The organism is Gemmatimonas aurantiaca T-27, assembly GCF_000010305.1.
GTDB lineage: Bacteria > Gemmatimonadota > Gemmatimonadetes > Gemmatimonadales > Gemmatimonadaceae > Gemmatimonas > Gemmatimonas aurantiaca.
Genome location: NC_012489.1, coordinates 207,907 through 234,016, shown reverse-complemented (window position 1 = coordinate 234,016; position 26,110 = coordinate 207,907). Strand labels below are relative to the sequence as shown.

Here is a 26,110-nt window from a genome sequence, read left to right as displayed (position 1 = left end):
TCCGTGACCACCACGCAACGCGTTGGTGGGCTTGCCACCGTCACGCATGACGAGGACGTGCGTCGCGCCTTTGCGCGTGACGTCTCGGGCCTCGAGATGATGGCCGACATGGTGGCGCGTCCATCCTCGGTGGCAGAAGTGCAGGACTTGTTGCGCGCGGCCACCGCCGACGGTGTGTCGGTTACCCCCGCCGGGGCACAGTCCAGCACGACGGGTGCGTCCATTGCGGACCACGGCGTGTTGTTGTCCTTGCGTGGACTCTCGCACATTGGCGCAGTCGACCCCGATGCCCGCGTGATCCGCGCCGGCGCCGGTGCCATTGTCGCCGATGTGCGCCGCGCCGCCGAAGCAGCCGGGTTGCTGTTCACGCCCGATCCGACCAGCGAAGAAGAAAGCACCATCGGCGGCGCCATCGCCTGCAATGCCTCGGGGGCCCGATCGTTGCGCTACGGTGCCACCGGTCCACATGTGCGCGCCCTCACCGTGCTGCTGGCCAACGGCGAGCAACTCGAACTGCGACGTCCAGCACTCGAAAAGAACACGGTGGGCTATCCCATCGCACACGACCCGGTCGACTGGTTCGTTGGGAGTGAAGGCACGCTGGGTGTGGTGGTGGAAGCCGAGCTGGCACTGTATCCGCTACCATCGCAGGTGTTGGGGCTCGCGGTGCCGTTCATGAGTGAAGCCGATGCCCTGGCGTTCGTCGTCGCGGCACGACGCGCACCGGATGTGCATCCCCGGTGCCTCGAGTTCTTCGATCAGGGGGCCATGGAGATCGCACGCACGGCCGAGGGTGCCGGGGCATGGGCACCAGGCATCAGTGCCATGGTCTACGTGGAAGAAACCGGCGGCGGCGATGGTGACGAGGAGCTGCCACTCGATGCCTGGCTCGCACTGGCCGAAGCCCATCATGCCTCGGCCGAAGACATCCGCGTGTACGATTCGGCAAGTGCGTTGAACGACGCGCGCCGCATGCGACATGCCGTACCAGCGACGATGAATGAACGGGGCGCCGCTCGGCGTGCCTTTGGTGGCCGCAAGGTGAGCACCGACTGGGCCGTGCCGTATCCACGACTCGGCGAAGCTCTCACCATCGCGCGCCGGTTTGCCGAAGAAGCCGGCACACCACGTGGCATCGCCTACGGGCATGCCGGCAACGGCCATCCGCATCAGAACATCATCGCACAGGACGCCGACGAACTCGCGCGAATCGAGCAGGTGGTGTATGCGACGCTCAAGGAAGTGATCGCCATGGGCGGCACCGTGGCGGCGGAACATGGCATTGGCAAGATCAAGCGGCGCTGGTTGCCGCTGCAGGCCAGCGACGCGCAGCAGCGCGTGATGCGGGCGCTCAAGCGTGAGCTCGACCCGCTCGGCCTGCTCGCACCGGGGAACGTGTTGTGAACGCAGGATTCGCTGAAGGGGCAACACCACGTTTCAAGACCGTGGTGTTCGACGTCGATTCCACACTGGCCAGCATCGAAGGCATCGACTGGCTGGCCACACTGCGCGATGAAACCATCGCCCGCGAAAGCGAAGCGCTCACCAATCAGGCCATGGCGGGTGAGCTTCCTATCGACGCAGTGTATACGCGGCGCCTGGCACGCATTCGCCCCACCGGTGCGGAGTTGTTGATGCTCGGCGACGCCTACCGGCAGGCCATCGTGCCCGGCATGCCCGAGTTGGTGCGTGCGCTGCTCGATGCGCGCGTGCATGTGCATTTGCTGAGCGGCGGCTTGCGGGCATCCATCATTCCGCTGGCGCTGTATCTGGGTGTGGCTGCCGATCGTGTCCATGCGGTGTCGCTGGCACGCGACGAGGACGGCACGTTCAGCCTGCTCGATGGTGAGCAGCGACTCGCCACGCAGCAGGGCAAGCCGCAGGTGGTGAACGCGTTGCAGTTGCGCGGCCCCGTGGCGATGGTGGGCGATGGTAGCACGGACGCCGCCGTACGTGGAGTCGTGGAGGCGTTTTTCGCCTTCACGGCGGTGGCGCGTCGCGAAAAGGTGGTGGCAGTGGCCGACGCCGAAGCGAATTCGGTGGACGCGTTGTATCCCCTGTTGTTCAAGACCTGATCCAGACCGTTTTCCGAACTGATCGATGAGCGACTTCGGCACGTTTTTCCTGCCCGGCCCCACGGAAGTGCATCCCGATGTGCTGCGCGCGATGCTGCAACCCATGTTGCCACACCGCGGCGCCGTGTTCGAAGCGCTGTTCGCACGCATCCAGGCGGGACTCAAACCCATCTTCCGCACCACGCGGCCGGTGTACGTATCCAGCTCGAGCGCGACGGGGCTCATGGAAGCCGCCATTCGCTGCGCTCGGCCCGGGGCCATCCTGTGTCTCGTGAACGGCGCGTTCAGTGAGCGCTTCGCCAACATCGCGCAGTCGTGCGGCCGCGAAGCTACCGTGATCGGTGGTGACTGGAGCGGCCCCGTGTCGCTCGATGCCGTGGAAGGCGCACTCAAGCGTGGTGGCTACTCCGCGCTCACCGTGGTGCACTCGGAAACCAGCACCGGTGTGCTCACCGACCTCGAACCGCTCACGAAGCTCGCACATCGCTACGACTGCGCCGTGCTGGTGGACTCGGTGACCGGTCTCGCCGGTGTGCCGGTGGAAACGGATGCCTGGGAACTCGATTTTGTGCTCACCGGTTCTCAAAAGGCGCTGGCATTGCCCCCCGGGCTCGCGTTTGGTGTCGCCAGCGAGAAGTTCATCGGCGAAGCCAAAGCCGCAGCGGGACGGGGGCTGTACTTCGACCTCGTGGAGTTCGAGCAGTACGTGCACAAGAATCAGACACCCAACACGCCGGCGCTGTCGTTGTTATACGCCACCGCGGTGCAGGGTGAGCGCATCGCGCAGGAGACCATCGAGCGGCGATGGGACCGGCACGTCGCCATGTCGGAGCACACCCACAGTTGGGTGCACGAGCTGCGGGCGCGGGTGGGCGCTGAGTTTTCGGTGTATGCGCCCGATGGCGCTGCCAGCCAGACGGTGACGGCCGTGTCGCTGCCGGCCAACCTCAAAGGGGACGATGTCGTGAAGGCCGTCGCCAAGCGCGGCTTCGTGATCGGCGGTGGGTATGGCAAGCTCAAGGCGAGCACGTTCCGCATTGGTCACATGGGTGACCACACCATGGAAGGTCTGGAGCGGGTGCTGGAAGCCACGGCGGAAGCCGTCGAGGAGACACTCGGCGCGTCGTAGGTGACTCGTCGGCCCCTGACCATGTCGGGGGATCGCTGATGCGTGATGCGCCGGAATGCACCAATTTCAGAGAAGCCGCGCCAGACAGCGCGGCTTCTGCCGTATTCACGGTACAACATGGAGTGCACGGTGCTCCTGGCTCATTTTGGCTGGCAATCATTGGCCACTCGATACGATGCCTTGCTCGAAGCGGAGTCGGCACGCCAGGTGCATCATATGCCGGCCAGCTCCCGGGAGCCCTGTGTGTCCGAATCGGACATTCGGCACCTGCCGCCGCCGGTCGCGCACTACCTGCACAACGCCGGTGTGGTGGGCCGTCCGCCCGTGCACAATTTTGTCGTGGAGATGACGGCATCGCTCAATCGCGCGCCGGGCCAGTCATGGATGCGGACTCCCATCCTTCAGACCAGCTTCGTGCACGATCCTGCCCGTCTGTTCCTCATGCGCACGCACATCAAGGGCTTACCCGTTGTGGGGTTGCACGCCTACACGCATGAGGGAGCCAGTATGCAGATCCGCCTTTTCGACTGCTGGCCCATCGTGAACACATCCGGCCCGGCGCTCACCCGCGCGGAGACGGTGACGGTCCTCAACGATTTTTGCATCATGGCGCCCGCCGTGCTGATCGGACCCGAGTTTTCCTGGCAGACCGTGAATGACAACGAAGCACGGGTGGCGTTCACGAATGGTGCGCACACCGTGCACGCCACGCTCTCATTCGATATCAATGGCGACCTGATGGACTTCGTGTCGGACGATCGCCACGTACTCGAGACCGACGGCTATCGCTGGAGCACACCACTGGGGCTGTATCGGGATTTCGGCATGGCGCGCCTGGCATCGGAAGGGTACGCCCTGTGGCACTATCAGGATCGCGCACCATGGTGCTATGGACGTTTCACCATCGAGCGGGTGCGATACAACGTCGCCCTCGATGCGCTGCCGCGTGCGAGTGCGCTGCGGAGGCCATAGCGAAGGCCATAGCGGGCACCATGACGAGCCACCCTACCGGGCGACGCGCGAACTACTTGCCCACGATGCGATCGAGGACCCGCTTCGCAAGATCCTTGTCGTAGTCCACCACGTTCTTCTTGGCGACGACTTCCACGGCGGCGACTTCATCGCTGGAGCGCTTGATTTCCACGGTGATTTCGTTGTCGCCGTTCTTGCCGACCAGCCTGCGCGTGGCGCCGCTGTTCTCGGTGCTCTGTCCCGTTTCGTTGATGCTCATGGCATTGAAGGCCGACTGAGCCTTGCCAAACACCGCGTCCACGGAGCCCGGGACGGATGCAGACGCGCCACGCTGCGTATACGCGATGGCCGCGCCGGCGCCTGCACCGGCGGCGACGAGGAAACAGCCGCTGCTGGAGATGGTCACGGCAGCGAGCAAAGCGACAGGGAATACGCGCGAAAAGCGTGGCATGAGCGTGGGGTGTGGGTGAAAGGATGTGCCCAAACATACCCGCACGATTGCCCGAGGTTCTGAGCACCATGATCGGACAAGTCTTTGGCGATCCGATCAAGTAGCTTGCAGCGCCGTAGTGCCCCTGGTCTTACTCCCTGAGAGATACGAGCCACATGATGTCCGTACCCAGTTGGATTCCCCGCCTCGAACGCGAACGCCTGGCCATCCTGCCGCCGGCACCGGCGATCGACGCGCCCGATATTGCGGATCGTGTGCGTGGCATGTTGCTGGGGGTGGCCATCGGTGATGCACTGGGCAATCGCAGCGAGAGCATGAATCCGGCTGAACGCGAGGCCAAGTACGGCCGCATCGTCGGTTACCTGCCCAGTCGCTACGCGGATGGCGCACCGGCTGGCACCCCAAGCGATGACACGCAGCTCACGTTCCGGGCGGTGGAGCAATTGCTGGCCGACGGAGCCCTCGTTCCGGACGAACTCGCGTTCCGCATTGCCAACGATCGAATCTTTGGCATCGGCCGCAGCACACGCGATTTCTGCAATGCACTGCGTACCGGGGCGCCATGGTGGGAAGCCACACAATTGAGCGCCGGCAACGGTGCGCTGATGCGCATTGCCCCCACCGTATTGCCACATCTCCTGAAAGGTGGCACCGACGTGTGGTACGACACCGCTCTGTCAGCCGCAGTGACTCACAACGACGCCATGGCGATCAGCAGCAGCGTGGCATGGATCGCGCTGCTGTGGCGGTTGCTCAATGGCGACCTTCCGGAAGCCCCTGCCGAGTGGCTCGAGACGTACACGGAAGTGCTGCGGGTGCTCGATCATGGACAGAGCTATGAGTCCCGCGTGCAGAGTGGCGCGTTGCAGCACTGGCGCGGAAGCTTGTCCGCCATGCTCGACACGCAGGTGCGCGACGCCGTGCGGCGTGGGGTGAGCGTGCGGAAGACCGGCGAGCAGTGGTACAGCGGTGCGTATCTGCTGGAAACCGTGCCCGCCGTGCTGCACATCCTGGCTCAGCATGGGCATGACCCGAAGGAAGCCATGCTGGTGGCCGTGAACGACACCCGGGACAATGACACCATCGCTGCCATCGTCGGCGCGGCCATGGGGGCAGCGCATGGCACGGCGTGGATTCCGGAAGACTGGCGGAGCGGACTGCTCGGCCGGGTCAACGGTGATGATGTCGGAAAGGTGTTCGAGCTGACCGAACTGGCGATCGGGCGGTTTCTGGGGTGAATTGGATAGGTGTGAGATGTGAATAGTTGTTATACACATCCTGGCGACGTGCATAGAAATGGCGGCTTTCTATATATGTCGCAATAAACGTTCTCGCACATCGTGGACGCTACGGTACGGCGTCAACAAGTAGTCGGGGTCCACCGAGCTTTGGCTATCCAGCTCGAGGCGGAGGGCCTTCCAAGTCTTGGTATTGATGTCCACAGAGCCATGACATGCGAGCATCAATCCTTCTGTCCTCACACCGAGCGCATCCTGCCAGGCCCTCTGCGCCGACAATAGAAGTTGCTGCTCTTCAACTGAGTCCACCTGGACGATCCTCGCAACTAGCACAACGCCTTGTCTGGCGACCAGAGCGTGCGCCCCATACATACCCTCCGCGTCAAGCCAAACGGCAGACTCATCGCGAGACCTGGCTAGTGATAGGAGCATCGCCGCCGCCTCACTCACCGTGGTAGGCTCCATTCGTGCGACCAGGCTGATCGGCCGTGCCGACGAGCCAAGCCGCTGGATGAGCAGCTCCGCATTGGCGTCTTCTGTGACGGGCGACAGGAAGTCGTGAGCGAGATCTCTGCGCTCACGCAGAAGGTCATCGAGCGCCTCGTCGAAGGATCGTTGCTCAGGCGCTCGATAAGTTCCGAGAAGGTAGTACACATGAACCGGCTTGGTCTGACCAATGCGATGGGCTCGATCCGTAGCTTGATTCTCGATGGCAGGATTCCACCATCGGCCATAGTGCACGACGTGGTTGGCCTCAGTCAGCGTCAGACCAACACCTGCAACGAATGGAGACAGGACGATGGCAGCGAAACCTGGTGTGGCACGAAATCGACTGAGAATCTCACGTCGAACAGTTCCACTTGTCGCACGACCTCCCGTGACCCCGGTCTGACCGTTGACGATATCGACCTGCGTACCGAGGGACTGCGCAATCACCCGCGCCAGCAGTCTTTGTGAGTCGACGCTTCGCGCAAAGATCAGCACCTTCTCACTCTGCACTTGGATTTCGCGCAACAATTTGAGAAGCTGAGCGAGTCGCGCTGACGTGGCGATCAGCGCGTCGACATCATGTCCGGTTGCCGCACCCGCCAGAACGGGATGCTGGGTGCAAAGATGCAGCCGTTGAAGTGCAGCGAGAGGCTGGCGTCGACCAGCCGTGGACCCAAGGTCCGCGCGAATCCGCCCCATGATTTCTTCCTCCACAGGGGTCATGGTGCATTTGACGCGATGCTCAATCCGCTCTGGCAGATCGGACAAAATGCGCTTGTCCCGTCGGATCAACAACGCACCCGGTCTTTCGTAGCGGATAGCCACTCGCAGCGCATCCAGTGCCGCCTGACGCTCAGACCCTCTATTCGGCTTCATCGCCGGTCGCTCGTATGCCGTGACGAATGCCCTCTGTGTACCAAGCCGGCCAGGCTCAACCGTATCAAGAATGTTCCAGAGGTCCCGGAGTCGAGTCTCCACCGGGGTACCCGTGGCCGCCAGTTTGAACCGGGCATCAAGCGCTTTCGCCGCAATACTCTGCTTCGTCTTCGGGGACTTCACCTCCTGCGCCTCATCGAATACCACCAACGACCACATCGGTCGCCCACCGACGAGCTGCGCGAGGCTGTGCTGATATGCCATCATGGTTTCGTAGGTCGTGATCACGACCTTGTGCGCCATGAGCTTCGCCGGATCGAGAACAGGCTTGCCGAGATAGTCGCGCTCACCAGAGTTGTGCATGACCTTCCGAATTCCCTCGTCGCGCAGAACAACATACGGCTCGAACACACGACCCGAGTTCGCAAACCGAGACCGCATTTCCTCGGTCCAGACACCTGACTCCACAAGCAGCAGCGGTGCCACGATCAATACAGGTCTCCATGGGCCATTCCGGTCTGATCCCAGACCATCCAGCGCCGTTCCCGACTCGAGTAGCAATGCTATGTGAACCAGAACTTGCAGGGTCTTCCCAAGCCCCATGTCGTCCGCAAGTACCGCACCTCGACGACCTGGCATGCCTCGACATGTGGACAACCACTGAACACCGTCGAGCTGGTGACTCTTGAGTTTGATTGAATCGTGAAGCGCCAGAGGAAGTGACCGAGGTGCTTCCACCACATCTCCATCCGGTAGCGGAACAACCTCGAGCCCGGGCGTCAGGGAATCTTCGTGTTCGTTGATTAGCAGATACAGGTGACCGGAACGCCCGACCGACCCGACATCGTCTTCTCTCCCCGGCACGGGCCCACTGATGTGGCGATCCAGAGCTGCCACCAGTTCAGGTTCAGCCTTGATGGCAACTCCTTCATGCAGGAAATGCTCAGCGCCGTCAGCGAGGCACGCTCTCACCTGGCCCTGAAGCCGACGTACCGCCTCATCCCCTGAAAGTCGTACCGTGTGAACCGATCCAGTCTCTGCTTCCAACACATCAATGGACACTACGGAGCGTTGGGTGCCCGTGCCGGCGGATTCAGAAGCGGGGGGGGCGAGCGGCAGCTGTGGAGTGGGAACTAATTCCGACAACTGCATTCGATCGAAGACCGAAGGGCCCCCGACGGGCCGAACGTCCGTTGGCAAGGTCAGACTACCGATTCCTATCACACGAATGCCGTACTCACGAGAGATATCCGCCAGGTCGATAGCGTCGAAGACCCCGTCAAATATTGGCGACGGATCATCCAGTAACTCTCCAACATCCGCTACCGGCAGGTGGCGGACTTTGCGCATACGTCGCAGCACTTCTCGTTGAGGCTCCGACAGCAGAACTCGAGCCACGCGACGATCGGGAAGTGTGACCGACATGACGTCCTGAATGTCCAGCGCGCGCTCGAACTCCAACCGGAAGGCCTCACTATCCCCTTCGCCGGGAAGTCTGGGAAGGAAGCTGACGTTCCCATTCTCATCGCCACGAATGAGGAGTCCAATGGTCGGCGGCACGATCACGAGATTGGAATCAAGGTGTCGATCCAATCTCGCTCCCAGTTCTCGGGCATTTCCGGCAATGGACGCCAGTGTGCCCCAAACGTTCTTGCGGCTGCTTCGTTCGGCAGGCGTCAGTGCGTTGAAGTGATCGATCGCTTCCGCGATCTCCAGCAATCTCTTGTCAAGATGCATGACGCGGTTTGTCGCTTCATGCCGCACATAGGCACCGAACCGGGTGACCTCCACCTCATGCGCCCCTTCGCGCCAGCGAACTATGTAGCGAAAGTCTGAACGCCCCAACTCACTCCGTCTGTCAATCTGGAGCACGAGATGACAAAGGGTGGAATGGGCAATCAGACTTCTTGCGCCGAGATCCAGCGCGAGGGGCCAGTCTGGCCATGAGACTCTCCACCCATCCTCGTGGTCGGTCGCGAGGCCCTGTTCTCGAAGAATCGCAATATCGGTTGAGAGTTCACCATCGGTATTTGCCCCCAGCAACAAGTTCGGAGATGATACAGATCCTGCAGGTTGACCCTTCCCGACGATCAACCCTCCTGGCGCCGCCGAGAGCCAATATGTATTGGGTTCCGAGTTGGCCTGAGCTTCCTTCACTGTGGACCTCTCACGATTCCGAACTCCCTCAGATTGCCGGCGAAGCGAAACTGCCAGGAATGGCTATGAGACCAGGTTCTCGCCGCCACGCTACGATTCTTGAGCGCGGAGAATCGAAATCTGGATTTCTCCAAGGTACCAACTTCGTCTTCGAAGTCGCTTGTGTCGAATAGGTACATTGCGTTGTTCGCGCGACTCATCTCCACGACAATCAGATCGTAGTGGATTGTGCGAAATCTCATGATGAATGCGCTGTGCCTGTCTGGTGCTCCGTCCAATCGCGCGACATCGGGCACTCCGTCTGTCCAATTCGCGATCAACCGCTTTCGATCCTCTGGATCACAAGCGATTGCATAGTCGACAAACTGAGGCGAATTGATGTACTGCTCCCAAAAAGGACGGCGACTCTGAGTATCGAACTGGCGACCAATCAGTATGTCAAAGAATCGACCGATGTCTTTGGCGGCAAACAAGCGCAGTGCTGCGAGGCGCGCCTTTTCAGAGACGCCCATCCAGTTCGCACTCGTGCCGATTCTGCGAGGGTGTCCGAGTCTCCGGTCGGACACAATCCAATCTGCCAATGCCTTTCGGTATGCGTCACCGGATCGGTCCAACAGTTCCAACAACCACTCTACGACCTTCGGAAAGTCCTCCTTGCTTGTGAGGTCGCTGTGCAATAGCCCGCCAAGGCCCTGGTGCAGTACGGAAATTACCCGTGGGTCGTTCTGCTCCGCGTAGAGCTTCAATGCATCCAGCCATTCGGATCGACAGGCCCGCAAGGCCAGTTGTGCCAACTGGCCCGGGGCTGTCAGACGGAGGTTGTCGATGGTCGACCCAACGGCGTCAAGTCGGGCAAACAGTGCGCGGCCAACTGATCGCGCTGCATTGTCTGTGAGCATCTCCGGCAACTCATTGAGTTGTTCTAGCCAACGCGTCCGGTGTTCAGCCTGTGTTGTAGCCAACAAGAAGTACGACTCGAGACGACTGGCTGAGCGCAGGCGCCAATGATGCTGGTGGCAGTGCCACAAGCCTCTAAGGAAGGCGCCTCGCTTTGGAATATGCCCATCAGATTCTAGCAACTCCAGAAAACGCAGATCCTCGACGGCCCGGCTATCCCAGCAAAGAGCCCGCAGTTCCCGAAGACTGAATTCTTCTGAACTCTGTGTCGACATTGTCCAGCGCGCCCAGAGTGCATCAGGATCGATTCCGGAGGGACGCCCCGCTCCGTCAATCGGTCCCTGGGATCGCAAGCGCGTCAGAGCCAGCTCCAATGGTCCCAACTCCTGCGCTGGATCGAGAGTCAGTGCGAGTCGGGATTCCACATTGATGGCCGCGACGGCGATCACGCGGCGCAGCGAGTCAAGGATTTTCTGCACCGCCCCCTCCTATGACATCCTGGACAATGCGTACGGAGTCCCGGATCTCGGTCTTGAGGCGGATGCGCAGCACCACTCGACGCTGAGGTGATGAGTCGGCCGGAATGCGAGGAAGGGGATTTTCCTGACCGCGGCCAGTTGCGGAGACTAGGCCGAGGTAGCACTCGAGCAAGGTGTCGCGTTCAGCTAGCGTGGCCGTACTCGTCGCAACAAAGTTCATGGATCGCCGCTGGCTCAATTCGAGATTGAACATGCGGCCAGCCTCTGGCCTCATTCCGAACGGAATCGTGTTGTCGGTGTGACCTTCTACGACAACCTGATCGAGCGTTTGGCGGATACTATCAGCGCAAATGACACCTGCCAGCAACGGTGTCGCGATTCGCACGACATTCTGCCCTGCCGCAGACATGCGGCTATCGCCCCGTTCAAACAGCACGCTGTCCGGGAGAATCACGAGCACTGTACTTGGATCGTTCGGAATGGAGTCGATCGCCGCACTGTCCAGACCTGCGGTAACCAGTTCTCCCCTGAGTTGCTTGATGAGCACATCGCGAGCCGTGACCACCCCCGCACCGCGGTTGTTTTGAGCCGCAACGAACAGCAATACGAACACCGCGACCAGTGACGCGAGTATGTCCGTCAGAGATGACGATGCCGCACCAGATCCTTTCTGCATTCGCCTACCGGTTCTGCCGCTTCAGAACATCCCCGAGCTCTTCAACAGAATCCGTGACTTGCTGCAGCAGTCCTCCGAGTCGTTCAAACAGTTCCGGCATCTTCGAGTTCACCGAATTCATGATGATCTGGAAGTTTTTCTCCACTTGGCGATTGTAGTCCTGCATGTGCGTGGAGATCGTCTGCAGCGCACTGGCCAATTGTTCATCGAGCCCGGAGAGAACGCGGGCGGCTTCGCTGTAGGTGTCTTGGGAGAGCTGCACTACCACCGCTTGTCGCTCGACAACCTCCCCGGTCCTGTGTACGAGACCACTTACGGTTTCGGCCGCTTTCAGATGACTGGCCTGCGCTTCCCGAAGCGTGCGAGTCATTGCGCCGGCTTCCGTCGCCACTGAACGGAACGAGTCGGCTGCACCCTGCATCTCCCGCACACGCTGTCCCGTCTCCGCCAACACCGACTGAACCGCTGCCCGTAGTTCAGCAAGTTGATCGGCGGCGGCGACAAAGTCTCCTGCTCGCTCGCCAATGACGGCCAGCAACCGTTCAGTTTCAGAAGTCGTTCGCTCGGCAGCTCCGGTCACTTTGTGCAGCAGCGCTTCACTGGTGCGCTGATTCTGTTCGTTTGCTTCGAGAGTGCGACGTTCCAATTCGCCGGTGACCTCGGCAAGCTTGCCACCCATGTTCGAGACCGCTTCTACAAGGAGCTGCTGCACCTGGTTGGCATTTGCGCTCGCACTATCGCCGAGTTGTGCCACCAGGCGCTCCACCAGGTCGTTCAGTGCCCGTGTGCGTCCCTCGCCCTCAGCGAAAGCCTCACTGCCACGCTTCTCCGCTTCCTCGAACATGCGTTGCATCGAAGCCTGCATGTCTGCAAAGGAGTTGTTCATTCCGGAGAGCACCGAGGCACTTCCCTGCATGGCCTCAGCAGCGCGTTTGAATTCATCGTTTGTGTTTCCCGAGAGGGAATCCCGGAACTGTGCCCCCATCTGCTCGAGTGCACGGCGAATGGAGGTCTCGAGGTTTTCCGTCAGCGATCGCAGCTCGGCTCCGATCGACTCTTGCTTGCCTGACTCTAGGCGTCGGATGCCGTCCTCTAGTGCGGAGATACCTGTTGCTACCTGTTGAAGGACGGGGCCCATCTCGGTCTGCACGCTCTTGGCAAGCAGCGCCCCAAGATCTGGTAGCAGATTTGATGCGAACACATCGGAGAATCGATTGACGACATCACTAGAGATGTTTGAAAGAGCTTGCTCCTGCCGGTGTGCGGATTCGAGGAGATCGGTGATCTGTTGGGTTGGCGAGAGTCCGGGAAATCCGTCAGCGACTGCATCGATGAGCGATTGATGGGTTTTTTTGTAGGCGAGGCGGAGCCCCCACAGATCCAACAACTGAAACACGAGTGCGGCCAGGAGCGCCGCGATCGATGACACGAACTTTCCACCGAGGCTGCCCAAGAGGGCGTCCACACCAATCACGACATTATTTTCGGATCTCAGGCCCGAGAGTCCCAAAGCGATAGCGAGGAATGTGCCAATGAGTCCAATCGCTGTAAGAATTCCTGGTACTGCGTCGAGATAGTCGAGATTGACATAACGTTCGGTCAGGCGCTCGAGTGTCCATAGTCCGCCTTCGCGATTTCTCAGCCTGAATCGACGTCTACCATCGACATCCAGTGAAGTCACTAGTTCGCGCTCGATTTCTTCCGCAAGCGGGTGGTGAGCGGGAGCGAGCCTACTTGCCGCGGCGCGCCATCCGTCGATACTGCCTAACGAACGCCCCAGGAGTCGCGTGTCATCGTCAAGTGGGCCGAGCTGCTGCAGTGCACCCTTCACTGCCATAGCAGCGGCGTGAACCCGACGGGCTCCGATGATGCCATATGCGGAGGATGCGACCAGTACTACCGCGATCAGATAGCAGAAGAATTGGATTTCAACTGGAATCCCTGCGAGAAATTCGCCGATCGGGCGTCCAGTGCCTGAGACCGCCTGGAGGAACGGAAGCATGAACTCAATCATTCAGGGACCGTTTCGGAGTTTGTGATCGTCCTCAGCGAGGGGCTCACTTTCCGTATGTGGTAAGGTGGCGTTGGTTGAATTGTGATCCAAAGTACACATCGGGTCCGAAGTTGGCGGTTGGAGTCGCTACTTCCACCTCATCGAAGCGATTTTCTAATAATTTGACATGAATTAGTAGAAAATTGACATCAACACGATCCCGATGAAACGACCGGACAGTCCGCCAACAACTTCCAGCATTCTGGGCCTTCTCCTCTCCAAGGAGGAGGGAGCGACACGCTTTCAGGCCCTGATGGCACGAGGACTGGGGCCCGCTCCAAGTGGTAAATACCGCCACTGGGGCAACTTCAGGCACGCCCCGCCTCTCGCCGACTATTCCGCCGAGGAGCAGTGGCTGGCCGTCCGCACGTCGCGGGACGCACTCGCCCGCCCGCTGCCGTTACTGGACACAAAGTCCCATCCGTTCACGGTGGCCATGCCGGCCCCGGTGCTGGAGTTCCTTCACCGCATCGATCGCGATGCCAGTGGGAACGTAGGCGGTGGGTTTGTGGGCGCCGAACCCATCACCAATACGGCCACCCGGGATACCTACCTGTTCAAGTCGATCGTGGAGGAGGCCATCAGCTCCAGCCAGCTGGAGGGGGCGTCAACGACCCGGCGCGTGGCCAAGGCCATGATCCAGGAAGGGCGGCCCGCAGCCACGCGAAGCGAGCGCATGATCCTGAACAACTATCGGGGCATGCTGCTTGTCCGTGATCACCGACAGGGAGCGCTCACACCGGAATTTGTCTTTGCGCTGCAACGCATGCTCACCGAAAGCACGATGGACGACCCATCGGGCGCGGGGCGTTTTCGCCGGGCTGACGAGCATATCGTGGTGGAAGATGAGACCGGCACCATTCTTCATCATCCGCCGCATGCCGATGAACTGCCGCAGCGGCTCGCCGCGATGTGTGACTTTGCGAATGGCACATCCGACACCGAGTTCCTGCCCCCCGTCATTCGCGCCATCCTGCTGCACTTCTGGTTGGCCTACGACCACCCTTTTGTAGACGGCAACGGTCGCACCGCGCGAGCGCTGTTCTACTGGTCGATGGCACGTTCCGGTTACTGGTTGTGTGAGTACGTGTCCATTTCACGCATCCTCCGCAAAGCGCGTGGTGCCTACGCCCGCTCGTACCTGTATACGGAGAGCGACAGCAACGACACCACGTACTTCGTGCTGCATCAGCTACGCACGCTGGTGCGCGCGATCGAGGATCTGCATGAGTATCTCGCACGCAAGACACAGCAAATGCGGGATATCGAACGACTGGTTCGGCAGACATCCATCGCACAGGGCAATCTCAATCCGCGACAGCTCGCCTTGTTGCGTCATGCGCTGAATACGCCCAGTGCGCAGTACACGGTGGCTTCGCATCAACGCTCGCACGGCACCAGCTATCAGACCGCGCGCACAGACCTGTTGCGAATGGCCGAACTGGGCTTGCTACGGCAGTTCAAGGTGAGCAAGGCGTTTGCATTTGAGCCGGCGGGAGATCTTGCGGTGCGCTTGCAAGAATAGACACCACGACCAGACTACGCTGCCTGAGCACCTGCCACTGCCAACCCGGGATAGGTCGGGGTGCGTCTAATACCCAACTGCTGGTCGAGCGCTCTGATCTCTCGATCCATGCGTTCAAGATTCCGCTGGTACAGGGTAGTCCGACTTCCAGCCTCTCGAGAAGCGAGATTCCGACCATGATGTGCTTTCATGATGGGGTCTGGTGTCACCACGGTACACGTGTGCCCATTCTTGTGCAGATGTGACACGACTTCTCGGTAGGTGCCGATAGAGACCCCGGTAACGAGCACGTTGAAGTTGCGGGCAGTACGGTCCAAGGCCCTCGCGAGTAGATCCAGTTCGACTTCCTTCGCGCGCCACGTCTTGTTCATGGACAAATCACGCGCTACCTGACGAATATCCGTCCGATCACGAAGCCAGGCAGCCAGCTCAACTTCATCCTTCACTGCGCGCAGGTAGAGATTCGGGATGTAGGTCAGCCCGTAGCTCGACAGTTCGTGCAGCACATGACTGTGACGGCGAAGCTGCATGACATTGTGCGATGCCGGTCGGAGCCTGCCCTCATTGTACAACGAGAACGTGGTGCCCATGATGGCATTGATATTGTGCTTGAGGAGTTGCTGGTAGAAGGGCTGGCGGTCCATCTCCCAGAAGCGCTCCAGGAGATTGTCGTTCCCGTGCAGAAGGACGATGAGCGAGGTCTCGTCGGATACTCGCATTTTTGCGCGTAGACTCTGCGTCAGTGCGACACCGGACAGCCGCGCTGCGGACTTCGTCGTAGACGTCAGCAACTTCCGCAATTCGATCGCCACCCATGGCGCGATGAGTCGCTGATCGATTGGAATTTCTTCGACTTTGCTTGGAACGAACGCAGGAAGGATCCCCAGTGCGTCTTGGAAAGAATCCCCCGTGCCCTGCAAAGACGTCAAAAACTGGTATTCCTCGGCATAACTGCGCTGGCCAGGCAGGTGTCGCTCTCTGCACCAGAGCGCGCAGGTTCCGCATTGCTTGTGCGAGGGGTCAGAACGCGCGTAAACACACTCGCACGGAACGGTGGAGGCGCCACCGCAAAGCGTGTACGCGTCGCATTTGGGGCACTCCGTTGTCATGCGGAGTGCCAGTTGACCCTGATCACGACGACCACTGCGATCACGCATACCGGCCCCGCCTCATGCGCACCACCGGCGCGTCAGGATTGGCCTTGTCCCACAGGATTCCCCGGCGAAGTCCGAGATCGCGCACAATGATCAGGTCAGCGGCTCGGAAACTCCCGAGCGTCCCGTGGTCGCCGCCTACTTCCGCGCCATCACCAACACGCGCTACGGCCGATCCGTGGCTGGTCCTGGCCAGATTCGCCTTCCGGACATGTACCAGCACGAAATCTTGGCTTTGCTGCTCTTCTGCCATCCCTCCCGATCCCATTCCCAATGCCGTGCCATTCTGGGCAGCCGGGTACTTGTTGCCCTTTCGCTCCTTCGGACTCGACCCCATCGACGCCTCCGGTATGTGGTACCGTTTAGCACTCTCGACAGACGAGTGCCAAAGATACACTTCGGCTTCCGTTTGGCGAAGCCCAGTCGTTCATTTTCAGATCCAACGTGATCTGAAACAGATTCAGATTGCTAAGTCGCGAATTGGCAACGTCATACGGTTGATACAACCGATCATCGACGTCACTTTGATCTTCTTTGCCACCCCCGTCCGCGACCTCCCGAAATGGCACGAGCCAAGAAGGCCAGTAAGTCCGCCGCAACCTCGGCCAATATCGGCTTCGAAGCCAAGCTCTGGGCTGCCGCCGACGCCCTCCGCAACAACATGGATGCGGCCGAATACAAGCACGTCGTGCTCGGCCTGATTTTTCTCAAATACATCTCCGACGCCTTCGAGATCAAACACGCCGAGCTCGCGAGTCAGCATGCGGACGGCGCCGATCCGGAAGATCCGGATGAGTACCGCGCCGACAACATCTTCTGGGTTCCGGCCGAGGCGCGCTGGCAGTTCCTCAAGGCCAATGCGCCGCAGCCTGGTGTCGGCACAATGGTCGACGATGCCATGGCCGCCATCGAGCGCGACAATCCGTCGCTCAAGGGGGTGCTGCCCAAGGACTACGCGCGCCCCGGCCTCGACAAGCAGCGGCTTGGACAGATCATCAACCTGGTCAGCGATATCGAACTGGGTAGTTCGGCTGACAAGAGCAAGGACACCCTGGGCCGCGTGTATGAGTACTTCCTGTCACGTTTCGCCAGCGCCGAAGGCAAGAGCGGCGGGCAGTTCTACACGCCATCGTATGTCGTGCGTGTGCTGGTGGAAATGCTCGCGCCGTACAAGGGGCGTGTGTATGACCCCTGCTGCGGCTCCGGTGGCATGTTCGTGCAGAGCGAGAAGTTCATCGAAGCCCACGCGGGCAAACTCGACGACATCTCCATTTACGGACAGGAGAGCAACTACACCACGTGGCGTCTGGCCAAGATGAATCTGGCCATCCGTGGCATCGATGCGCAGATCGGCCACGGAGATACGCTGCACGATGACAAACATCCCGATCTCAAGGCCGACTATGTGTTGGCCAATCCGCCGTTCAACGACAGCGATTGGCGCGGCGAACTGCTGAAGGACGATCAGCGCTGGGCGTACGGAGCGCCGCCCGCAGGCAATGCGAACTTCGCCTGGGTGCAGCATTTCATTCATCATTTGTCTCCCACCGGACTCGCCGGCTTCGTGCTGGCCAATGGCTCCATGTCGTCCAACCAGTCGGGTGAAGGCGAGATCCGCAAAACGATTGTGGAAGCCGATCTCGTGGACTGCATGGTGGCGCTGCCGGGGCAGTTGTTCTACTCCACGCAGATTCCCGTGTGTCTGTGGTTCCTGGCGCGCAACAAACGCAACGGGCGCTTCCGTGATCGGCGCGGGCACGTGCTGTTCATCGATGCGCGCAAGCTCGGCTCAATGGCCGATCGTGTGCGCCGTGAACTGACCGATGCCGACATCGCAAATATTGCCGACACGTATCACGCTTGGCGTGGTGACAAGGACGCTGGTGAGTACGCGGATGTGGCCGGGTTCTGCAAGAGTGTTTACATCGACGAGATCCGCCAGCATGGGCATGTGTTGACGCCGGGTCGCTATGTTGGCGCCGAAGACATTGAGGATGATGGGGAGCCGTTTGAGCTGAAGATGCGGCGGCTATCTGCGCAATTGCACGAACAACAGATCGAGTCGGCTGATCTCGACGCTTCAATTCTCGCCAACCTGAAGGAGCTTGGGTATGGGAGGTGAGTGGCGCGAGTGCTCGCTCGGTGAATTGATCGATATTAAGCACGGATTCGCATTTCAAGGCGAGTTTATCCGCGATGAGTCACGTGGCGACATCTTGCTTACGCCGGGCAACTTCTCGATAGGCGGTGGATTCAAGAGCGATAAATTCAAGTATTTCGACGGCCCGGTACCTGGGGACTTCGTTCTTGCTGAGGCTGACCTGCTAGTAACTATGACGGACCTCAGCAAACAGTCCGACACGCTTGGTTTGCCTGCTTTCGTTCCTGCACGATCCGATGGCCGGAGATACCTGCACAACCAGCGACTCGGCAAGATCCTCGTGAAGGATCAGCAAGCAATCGACAGCAGGTTCCTTCACTACCTCTTGTGCAGCGCTGACTATCGGAATGAAGTTCTCGCTAGCGCTACTGGCACTACAGTAAAGCACACATCACCTGAACGGATAAAGCGCTTCAGGTTCTCCCGACCGCTGCTAGACGAACAACGCGCCATCGCCCACATCCTCGGCACGCTCGACGATAAGATCGAGCTGAACCGACGCATGAGCGAAACGCTGGAGGAAATGGCGCGCGCGCTCTTCAAGTCGTGGTTCGTGGATTTCGATCCCGTTCGCGCCAAGGCTGACGGTCGTCATCATTGTCTTCCTCAGCCAATCGCAGAGCTATTCCCCGATTCGTTCGAAGGTTCGGAGATGGGAGAGATCCCGAACAATTGGGAACTCAAGACGATTGGAGATCTCGCGGATGTTGTTGGCGGTGGTACTCCCAGCACGAAGGAGCCAACATTTTGGGAAGACGGCACCCACGCCTGGGCCACTCCCAAAGATCTGTCGGGACTCTCTGTTCCTGTTCTGCTCGAAACGGAGCGTTACGTAACTAGTCTTGGTCTCTCGCAGATCGGCTCGGGACTGCTCCCTCGCGGAACCGTTCTGCTGTCCTCGCGTGCACCAATTGGTTATTTGGCTGTAGCCGAGACTCCGGTTGCCATCAATCAGGGCTTCATCGCGATGAAGCCAAAGGCAGGGGTATCGAACTTGTTCCTCCTACTTTGGGCGAGTTTCGCGCATGATCAGATTGTCAGCCGCGCGAATGGCTCGACATTTCTCGAGATCAGCAAGGCAAATTTTCGCCCTATTCCCATGGTCGCTCCTCGTGCGTGTATCATGGACGCATTCGACCGACTTGCGCGACCACTTTATGAGCGAATCGTGGCATGCGCAAAGGCGTCGCGCACATTGACAGCCCTCCGCGACACCCTGCTCCCCAAACTCATCTCCGGCGAGCTTCGTGTGAAAGACGCCGAGCGATTCGTCGGCGTAGCTTTGTAGCAATGTCGTCGCCGGACCGTCTCCCCTTTCCCGATCGACAGCCTCTTCCACTCCCGCATAGGACCATCGATGAGCGCCATTGAACTCCTCGAGAGCCTGAATGCACTCGATGAGCACGAACATATCGAGGCCAAGCGCGGCAGTGACACCGGCCGGTCATTGCTCGAGACCGTGTGTGCGTTCTCCAACGAGCCCGGCCTCGGCGGTGGCAGCATTCTGCTCGGCGTTGAACGCGATGACCTCTCACTCTTCCCAAGCTATTCGGCAGTTGGCGTTGCACAGCCGGACAAGGTGTCAGCGGAGATTGCCACGCAGTGCCGCGACATGTTCAACGTGCCGGTGCGGGTGGACGTGTCGACCGAGCAGGTCGATGGGAAGCCCGTTATCGTGGTCACGGTTCCCGAAGCACCACCACACGACAAGCCCATATTCTTCAAGAATACGGGTTTGCCCAAGGGCGCTTTCCGGCGTGTCGGCAGTACCGATCAGCGCTGCACCGATGACGATGTGGCGCTCCTCTATCAGGGCCGGGAGCAGCAGAGTTATGACAGTGGGATCGTGGCTGATGCCTCACTCGAGGACATTTCGTCGGAGGCGATCGCCGAGTACCGGCGTTCGCAGTCGGAGTTTAACGTTGACGCGGAAGCGCTTCGCTGGACCGATCTCGAGCTGCTGCAGGCGCTTGGCGCAGTACGTCGGCACGCCAAAGGCGAGGACTGGAAGCCGACCGTTGCTGGTCTGATTGTCTTCGGTACGCGCCAGGCATTGCGTCGCTGCTTTCCCATGACGCGCGTGGACTATATCCGCGTCCCGGGAAAGGAGTGGGTGCCGGATCCGGAGAAACGGTTCGATACTGTCGAGCTCCGGGATCCGCTCTTCAAGTTAATTCGGCGGGCACAGGCCGCCGTATTGGACGACCTGCCTCAGTCCTTTGGTCTCGAGGAAGGCCAACTGCAACGCACGGACACGCCTATCATTCCGCAGCGAGTGATTCGCGAGGCGCTCGTGAACGCGGTCATGCACCGCAGTTACCGCAATCATGGCCCGGTGCAGATCATCCGCTACGCCAATCGGCTGGAGATTCGTAACCCGGGGTTCTCGCTCAAGTCACCCGAGCATCTTGGCGAACCCGGGTCCCAGCCGCGCAATCCAAAGATCGCCGCAATCCTGCACGAGACCCGTTTCGCCGAAACGAAGGGCAGCGGGATTCGGGTTATGCGGGAAATGATGTCCGAGGCCGGCCTCACGCCGCCGGTTTTCGAAAGCGATCGAGGCCGCGATGAATTCGTCGCCCGCTACCTCTTTCATCATTTTCTCGGCGCAGACGATATCGCGTGGCTCGCCAATTTTCGCGATCTCCATCTCACGGATGAAGATGCGAAGGCGCTGATCGTTGTCCGTGAAGCCGGCGCAATCGACAACGCCAGCTATCGGCAGCTGAACCGGGTCGATACCCTTGCGGCCAGTCAGGCACTCCGGCGATTGAGAGATGCTGCCGTGTTGGAACAGAAGGGGCGTGGTTCAGCCACCTTCTATGTCCCGGGGCTTCGTCTCAAGGGCATGGCGGGGAATGCAACAGCAGCATCCAGCTTCGACCAAGGCACCAGCGCCAGCTCGAAGTCCGGTGCATCCGTTGCTTCCTTATCTGTGGAGTCTTTGCCCTTATCTGTGGAGCTCTCCGCCTTATCTGGGGAGTTCCCATCCTTGTCTGGGGACCTCCCGCCGCTATCTGGGGAGTCGAGGTCCCTAGCTAACAGACCGGATTTGGAGCAACTGGCTGCCAAAGAGCGGCGAAGTACGCTTCTCGCCCCGGTGCCGGGAGATGTGGCCGCTTTGGTCGGCGGCCTCGGTGAACGATCCCGCCCTCAGCAGGTCAAGACAGTGATCAAGGAACTGCTGACTCTCCGAGCCTGGCAAATAGACGAACTGAGTACGGTGCTCCGCCGAAACCCCGCGTACATTCGCGAACAATATCTGCAGCCCATGGTTCAGGACGGTGTCATCCAGATGACACACCCCAACGAGCCCAATCATCCGGCGCAGGCCTACCGCGTTCGATCGGAGTAGCCGCTGGTTGGAAAAACCAGATCCCGTTCAGCCACCATCCTCGCCAAATCCCGAACACCGAGTTCATTTAACGGCATCGCATGACAGCGATGTCACAAAGCTCCTAAACAATTGCAAGTCATTGACTTGCTTATTTAAGCCTTTCCCGGATCCCACCGGACGGAATGCCTCGTTTCTCTGAATCGATCGTCGAAGACGCCGCCCTCGAGTGGCTGGCCGGGCTCGGTTATGAGGTCCGGCACGGTCCCGATATGGCAGCCGGAGAACCTGGCGCCGAACGCAGCGACCCCGGCTATCGCGACGTGGTCCTGGAACACCGGCTCCGCGCAGCCCTCCTCCGCCTCAATCCGTTGCTTCAGGCGGAGGCCATCGACGAGGCGTACCGCAAACTGACCCGCCTCGACGCCCCGTCGGCCATGGACCGCAATCGCGCCATGCATCGCATGCTGCTGAATGGCGTGGAGGTCGAGTTTCGGCGTCCCGACGGATCAATTGGCGGCGGACAGGTGCAGATCTTCGACTTCGACACGCCGACGAACAACAACTGGCTGGCCGTCAACCAGTTCTCCGTGGCCGAGGGACAACACCACCGCCGGCCTGACGTGGTGGTGTTTGTCAACGGACTGCCACTTGCCGTGCTCGAACTCAAGAACGCCGCCGACGAAAACGCCACCATCTGGTCGGCTTGGCAGCAGTTGCAGACCTATCAGGCACAGATCCCGACCCTGTTCACCAGCAATCTGGCTCTGGTGATTTCCGACGGGGTTCAGGCGCGCATCGGCGCGCTCGGCGCCGGCAAGGAATGGTTCAAGCCTTGGCGCACGGTGAGCGGAACCACGAGTGCGCCGAGTTCACTGTCTGAGCTGGAAGTCTTGCTGCACGGTGTGTTCGAACACCGTCGCTTCCTCGACCTGCTGCACTACTTCGTGGCCTTCGAGCAGGAAGATGACGGCCCGCTCGTCAAAAAGTTGGCGGGATATCACCAGTATCACGCCGTCAACGTGGCGGTGGAAGAAACCCTGCGGGCCGCGCGCAGCGTCAACCCCGACCGTATTGCCGAAAACATCGGGCGCTATTCATCCGGTGAGCAACCCGGTGGGGAACCCGGCGACCGCCGCGTCGGCGTGGTGTGGCACACCCAGGGATCGGGGAAGAGTCTCACCATGGCCTTCTATGCCGGACGGGTGATCCTGCACCCCGGCATGGCCAACCCCACGGTGGTGGTGATCACCGACCGCAACGATCTGGACGAACAACTGTTCGGCACCTTCGCGCGTTGCCGCAACCTGCTGCGCCAGGAACCGGTGCAGGCCAAGGACCGCGCCGACCTGCGGAAGCAACTCGCCGTGAGCGCGGGTGGCGTGATTTTCACCACCATCCAGAAGTTCATGCCCGATGAACGGGGCGACAAACATCCCCCGCTCTCGGACCGCCGCAATGTGATCGTCATTGCCGACGAGGCGCACCGCAGTCAGTACGAATTCCACGATGGCTTCGCCGGACACATGCGCGATGCTTTGCCAAACGCCTCGTTCGTGGGATTCACCGGAACACCGATCGAAAAAGCCGATGCCAACACGCGGCAGGTGTTCGGCGAATACATCAGCGTGTACGATATCCAGCGCGCGGTGGTCGACGGAGCGACTGTACCCATCTACTACGAAAGCCGCTTGGCAAAACTTGAGTTTGCAGAATCAGAGAAGTTGGGCATCGATTCGGCATTCGAGGAAGTCACGGAAGGAGAGGAAGTCGAGCGCAAGGAGCAACTCAAGAGCAAATGGGCGCAGCTCGAGGTCATCGCCGGCGCCGACACGCGACTCGATCTCATTGCCCGGGATATCGTGGATCACTTCGAGCGCCGCAACGAGGTGCTCGACGGCAAGGCCATGATCGTGGTCATGAGTCGACGCATTGCGGTGGCGTTGTACAACAGAATTGTCGCGCTGCGTCCTGAATGGCACAGTGATCGCAACGACGAAGGACTGCTGAAGATCGTCATGACCGGATCGGCGAGCGACCCCGTCGACTGGCAGCCTCACATCCGCAACAAGACTGACCGCGAGGCCCTCGCCACCCGATTCCGCGATGGATCGAGTGGATTTCGACTCGTCATCGTGCGCGACATGTGGCTCACGGGCTTCGACTGCCCGAGCCTCGCCACGATGTACGTGGACAAGCCGATGCGAGGCCACGGGCTCATGCAAGCCATCGCCCGAGTGAATCGCGTATTCAAGGACAAACCGGGTGGGCTCGTGGTGGACTATCTGGGTCTTGCCGATGCGCTCAAGAGTGCACTCGCCACCTACACTGAAGCAGGAGGCACGGGCAAGACGGCACTCGATCAGGAAGAGGCCGTGGCCGTAATGTTGGAGAAGCATGAGATCTGTGTCGGCCTATTCCACGGTTTTGACCGTAGCGCGTGGTATGTTGGCACGGCGCAGCAGCGACTGTCCCTTTTGCCGGCGGCTCAGGAGCATGTGCTGGCACTTCCAGACGGCAAGGAGCGCCTCATGCGGCATGTCAGCGAACTGACGCGCGCCTTTGCCTTGGCCGTGCCTCACGACACCGCCATGCACATTCGCGACGATGTGGGATTCTTCCAGGCTGTTCGGGCTGTGCTGGCCAAGAACGAGGTGGGCAGAGCTCGACCGAGAAGCGATGTGGAACACGCCATTCGGCAGATCGTTTCCAAGGCGCTCGTGTCGGACGAAGTCATCGACGTATTCACCGCGGCGGGGCTCAAGAAGCCGGATATCTCGATTCTCTCCGATGAGTTTCTGGCGGAGGTGCGTGGCATGCCGCACCGCAATCTGGCCGTGGAGCTGTTGCAGAAACTGCTGAAAGGAGAAATCCGGACCCGCTCACGGCGCAACGTAGTGCAGGCGCGCTCGTTTGCCGGCCTGCTGGAGCAGGCGCTGCGCCGGTATCAGAACCGGGCGGTGGAAACCGCACAAATCATCGAAGAACTCATCAAGCTGGCCAAGGACATGCGGGCCGCCAACGCCCGCGGCGAGGCGCTTGGGCTCACCGACGATGAACTGGCGTTTTACGACGCGCTCGAAGTGAACGACAGCGCCGTTCAGGTGCTCGGAGACGAGCAACTGCGGGTCATTGCCCGTGAACTCGTAGCCACAATCCGAAAGAATGTGTCGATCGACTGGGCCATCCGCGACAACATGCGCGCGCAATTGCGCGTGTACGTCAAACGCATCCTCCGCAAGTACGGCTATCCACCTGACAAACAGGAGCGGGCCACGCAGACGGTGTTGGAGCAGGCGGAATTGCTAAGCAGTGAGTGGGCGATCGCTGCGTGACCCGGGCGCATGAGAGCGTACAGCAGACGTTGAGGAACCCTCGAGGAACCTTGCGCTGTGCGGTTCTGTTACCCCACGGGCTAGTATACCCGGTCCAGCGGGATCAGCGCGCGACCGACAGTATCGAACTGCTCATAGTGTTCAACCACAAGGCGTACCAGCTCTTCCAGATCCACAAGAGTGACGGGCACGTGTGAGCGGTCACCTTCATACTTCGCCTCCCGCGTGAACCCACCTGTGCTGAGAAACAGCCCGCGATCATCTCCCCGCAGCGTGGAAGTGAAGCTACGAACCTCCGGCGCACCGATCGAACCCTTGCGATGTTTGACTTCACAGAAAATGCGCGGACTCTGAAGGCCGAGACCATCAGGAGAAGCAACTACATCCCGCCCTCGATCGGGCCCAGGTAGCGTTACGCGGGCCTTGAATCCCATGGTCCGAAGAAGAGCAGCCAGCAGCTGTTCCATTTCATGGGGAGACAGCCGGTTGACCCGATCCGCGATGAATTCATGTGAGCGGCTTAACTGTTCGAGATAGATGGTCGTCTCGTCACCTCGATCCTCCTCATCCAGGACGGCGGGAGTCTCTGCGGATACTCCCGACCTCAGCATCTCCTGCAATATCGCATCACCCGGCTCGAACAACGTGAGAGTGGATCCCAGTGTATTGCGAACGCCTGAGGAGAGCGTGTCGCGAAGAATCTGCCGATCCCACTTCACTCTTCGCACGTGTGAATAGTCGCTCACAAACCCGGGGCGATACTCGTAGTCCCCCTCTACACGACCCAGATGGTACAGTCGGGTATCCGGATCATACGTGAGGATGCGGTCGCCCCGCTGAACTAGCGTGCGAAACTTGTGACCCACCCCAGCTGCTCCTGCTCGCTTTCCAGGAGAATCATCGGGATAGACCCCGAGCAGTCTCCCCTTGAAGGCACCGAGAGTGGTCAGCTGCTCAAATGATCCAACGCCATCGAATCCGACAGCGACACACTCCTTCTCCACAAACTCCTTGGCGAGATATCCCCCCTCGCCAGCTCGCACCATCCAGAATCCGGGCATACAGTTGTAGTTCAGGTCATGGGTCGGCACGTTGGGTGCGCGAAACAA

Annotated in this window: 18 protein-coding genes; 10 read left to right on the top strand and 8 right to left on the bottom strand. The window is 60.2% G+C overall.

All coding sequences use genetic code 11. The features are described from left to right. Positions 1-3: 3 nt before the first annotated feature. The 4 genes from GAU_RS00995 to GAU_RS00980 all read left to right on the top strand — a co-directional run bounded on the left by GAU_RS00995 (position 4) and on the right by GAU_RS00980 (position 4,176). Entirely contained in the window at positions 4-1,404 is a 1,401-nt protein-coding gene (locus GAU_RS00995; protein WP_012681684.1) for an FAD-binding oxidoreductase, read from the top strand. Further along, positions 1,401-2,075: a haloacid dehalogenase-like hydrolase gene (locus GAU_RS00990; protein WP_012681683.1), complete on the top strand. Its 675-nt coding sequence runs from the start codon at positions 1,401-1,403 to the stop codon at positions 2,073-2,075. Before GAU_RS00995 ends, GAU_RS00990 begins: the two co-directional genes overlap by 4 nt. Positions 2,076-2,100: 25 nt before the next feature. Continuing rightward, positions 2,101-3,204 carry a pyridoxal-phosphate-dependent aminotransferase family protein gene (locus GAU_RS00985; RefSeq protein ID WP_012681682.1) on the top strand — a complete coding sequence of 368 codons (1,104 nt, stop codon included), beginning with the start codon at positions 2,101-2,103 and terminating at the stop codon, positions 3,202-3,204. Between the two features lie 129 nt (positions 3,205-3,333). Next, the gene (locus GAU_RS00980) at positions 3,334-4,176 is read left to right on the top strand and encodes a DUF6544 family protein (protein ID WP_156798845.1); all 843 of its coding nucleotides are present in this window, start codon (positions 3,334-3,336) and stop codon (positions 4,174-4,176) included. A 52-nt stretch (positions 4,177-4,228) separates the two neighbouring features. Here GAU_RS00980 and GAU_RS00975 read toward each other — a convergent pair whose 3' ends face one another. Next, a complete protein-coding gene (locus GAU_RS00975; RefSeq protein ID WP_012681680.1) occupies positions 4,229-4,627 on the bottom strand; it encodes a DUF3568 family protein in 399 nt (132 codons plus the stop codon). Positions 4,628-4,782: 155 nt separating this feature from the next. On the opposite strand from GAU_RS00975, the gene GAU_RS00970 reads away from it, so the two are divergent. Continuing rightward, positions 4,783-5,865 carry an ADP-ribosylglycohydrolase family protein gene (locus GAU_RS00970; RefSeq protein WP_041265125.1) on the top strand — a complete coding sequence of 361 codons (1,083 nt, stop codon included), beginning with the start codon at positions 4,783-4,785 and terminating at the stop codon, positions 5,863-5,865. A 69-nt stretch (positions 5,866-5,934) separates the two neighbouring features. Here GAU_RS00970 and GAU_RS21695 read toward each other — a convergent pair whose 3' ends face one another. The 4 genes from GAU_RS21695 to GAU_RS00940 are packed head-to-tail and all read right to left on the bottom strand — an operon-like array spanning position 5,935 to position 13,453. After that, entirely contained in the window at positions 5,935-9,387 is a 3,453-nt protein-coding gene (locus GAU_RS21695; RefSeq protein WP_012681678.1) for a DEAD/DEAH box helicase, read from the bottom strand. Further along, positions 9,384-10,763 (bottom strand): EH signature domain-containing protein, encoded by a 1,380-nt coding sequence (locus GAU_RS00950; protein ID WP_012681677.1) that lies wholly within the window; start codon positions 10,761-10,763, stop codon positions 9,384-9,386. Before GAU_RS00950 ends, GAU_RS21695 begins: the two co-directional genes overlap by 4 nt. Beyond that, on the bottom strand, positions 10,747-11,439 hold the full coding sequence (locus tag GAU_RS00945; RefSeq protein ID WP_012681676.1) for a hypothetical protein: 693 nt from the start codon (positions 11,437-11,439) through the stop codon (positions 10,747-10,749). The genes GAU_RS00950 and GAU_RS00945 overlap by 17 nt, the downstream gene beginning before the upstream one ends. A 4-nt stretch (positions 11,440-11,443) precedes the next feature. Beyond that, positions 11,444-13,453, bottom strand: a complete 2,010-nt coding sequence (locus GAU_RS00940) for a hypothetical protein (RefSeq protein ID WP_012681675.1) — start codon at positions 13,451-13,453, stop codon at positions 11,444-11,446. A gap of 292 nt (positions 13,454-13,745) precedes the next feature. Here GAU_RS00940 and GAU_RS00935 point away from each other — a divergent pair, with 292 nt between their 5' ends. Continuing rightward, complete coding sequence (locus tag GAU_RS00935; protein WP_169307551.1) at positions 13,746-15,017, top strand: Fic family protein; 1,272 nt, start codon at positions 13,746-13,748, stop codon at positions 15,015-15,017. A gap of 14 nt (positions 15,018-15,031) precedes the next feature. On the opposite strand, the gene GAU_RS00930 is transcribed toward GAU_RS00935, so the two are convergent. Both GAU_RS00930 and GAU_RS00925 read right to left on the bottom strand, forming a co-directional pair. Then, complete coding sequence (locus GAU_RS00930) at positions 15,032-16,174, bottom strand: hypothetical protein (protein WP_231847948.1); 1,143 nt, start codon at positions 16,172-16,174, stop codon at positions 15,032-15,034. Then, entirely contained in the window at positions 16,167-16,508 is a 342-nt protein-coding gene (locus GAU_RS00925) for a hypothetical protein (RefSeq protein WP_156798842.1), read from the bottom strand. The genes GAU_RS00930 and GAU_RS00925 overlap by 8 nt, the downstream gene beginning before the upstream one ends. A 225-nt stretch (positions 16,509-16,733) precedes the next feature. Here GAU_RS00925 and GAU_RS00920 point away from each other — a divergent pair, with 225 nt between their 5' ends. The 4 genes from GAU_RS00920 to GAU_RS00905 all read left to right on the top strand — a co-directional run bounded on the left by GAU_RS00920 (position 16,734) and on the right by GAU_RS00905 (position 25,001). Then, entirely contained in the window at positions 16,734-18,293 is a 1,560-nt protein-coding gene (locus GAU_RS00920; protein ID WP_012681671.1) for a type I restriction-modification system subunit M, read from the top strand. Continuing rightward, positions 18,283-19,620 carry a restriction endonuclease subunit S gene (locus GAU_RS00915; protein ID WP_012681670.1) on the top strand — a complete coding sequence of 446 codons (1,338 nt, stop codon included), beginning with the start codon at positions 18,283-18,285 and terminating at the stop codon, positions 19,618-19,620. Before GAU_RS00920 ends, GAU_RS00915 begins: the two co-directional genes overlap by 11 nt. A 69-nt stretch (positions 19,621-19,689) precedes the next feature. Next, positions 19,690-21,687 (top strand): ATP-binding protein, encoded by a 1,998-nt coding sequence (locus tag GAU_RS00910; protein ID WP_012681669.1) that lies wholly within the window; start codon positions 19,690-19,692, stop codon positions 21,685-21,687. 164 nt (positions 21,688-21,851) lie between these two features. Next, complete coding sequence (locus tag GAU_RS00905; RefSeq protein ID WP_012681668.1) at positions 21,852-25,001, top strand: type I restriction endonuclease subunit R; 3,150 nt, start codon at positions 21,852-21,854, stop codon at positions 24,999-25,001. A gap of 80 nt (positions 25,002-25,081) precedes the next feature. On the opposite strand, the gene GAU_RS00900 is transcribed toward GAU_RS00905, so the two are convergent. Continuing rightward, positions 25,082-26,092, bottom strand: a complete 1,011-nt coding sequence (locus GAU_RS00900; protein WP_197526028.1) for a restriction endonuclease — start codon at positions 26,090-26,092, stop codon at positions 25,082-25,084. Between the last annotated feature and the right edge of the window lie 18 nt (positions 26,093-26,110).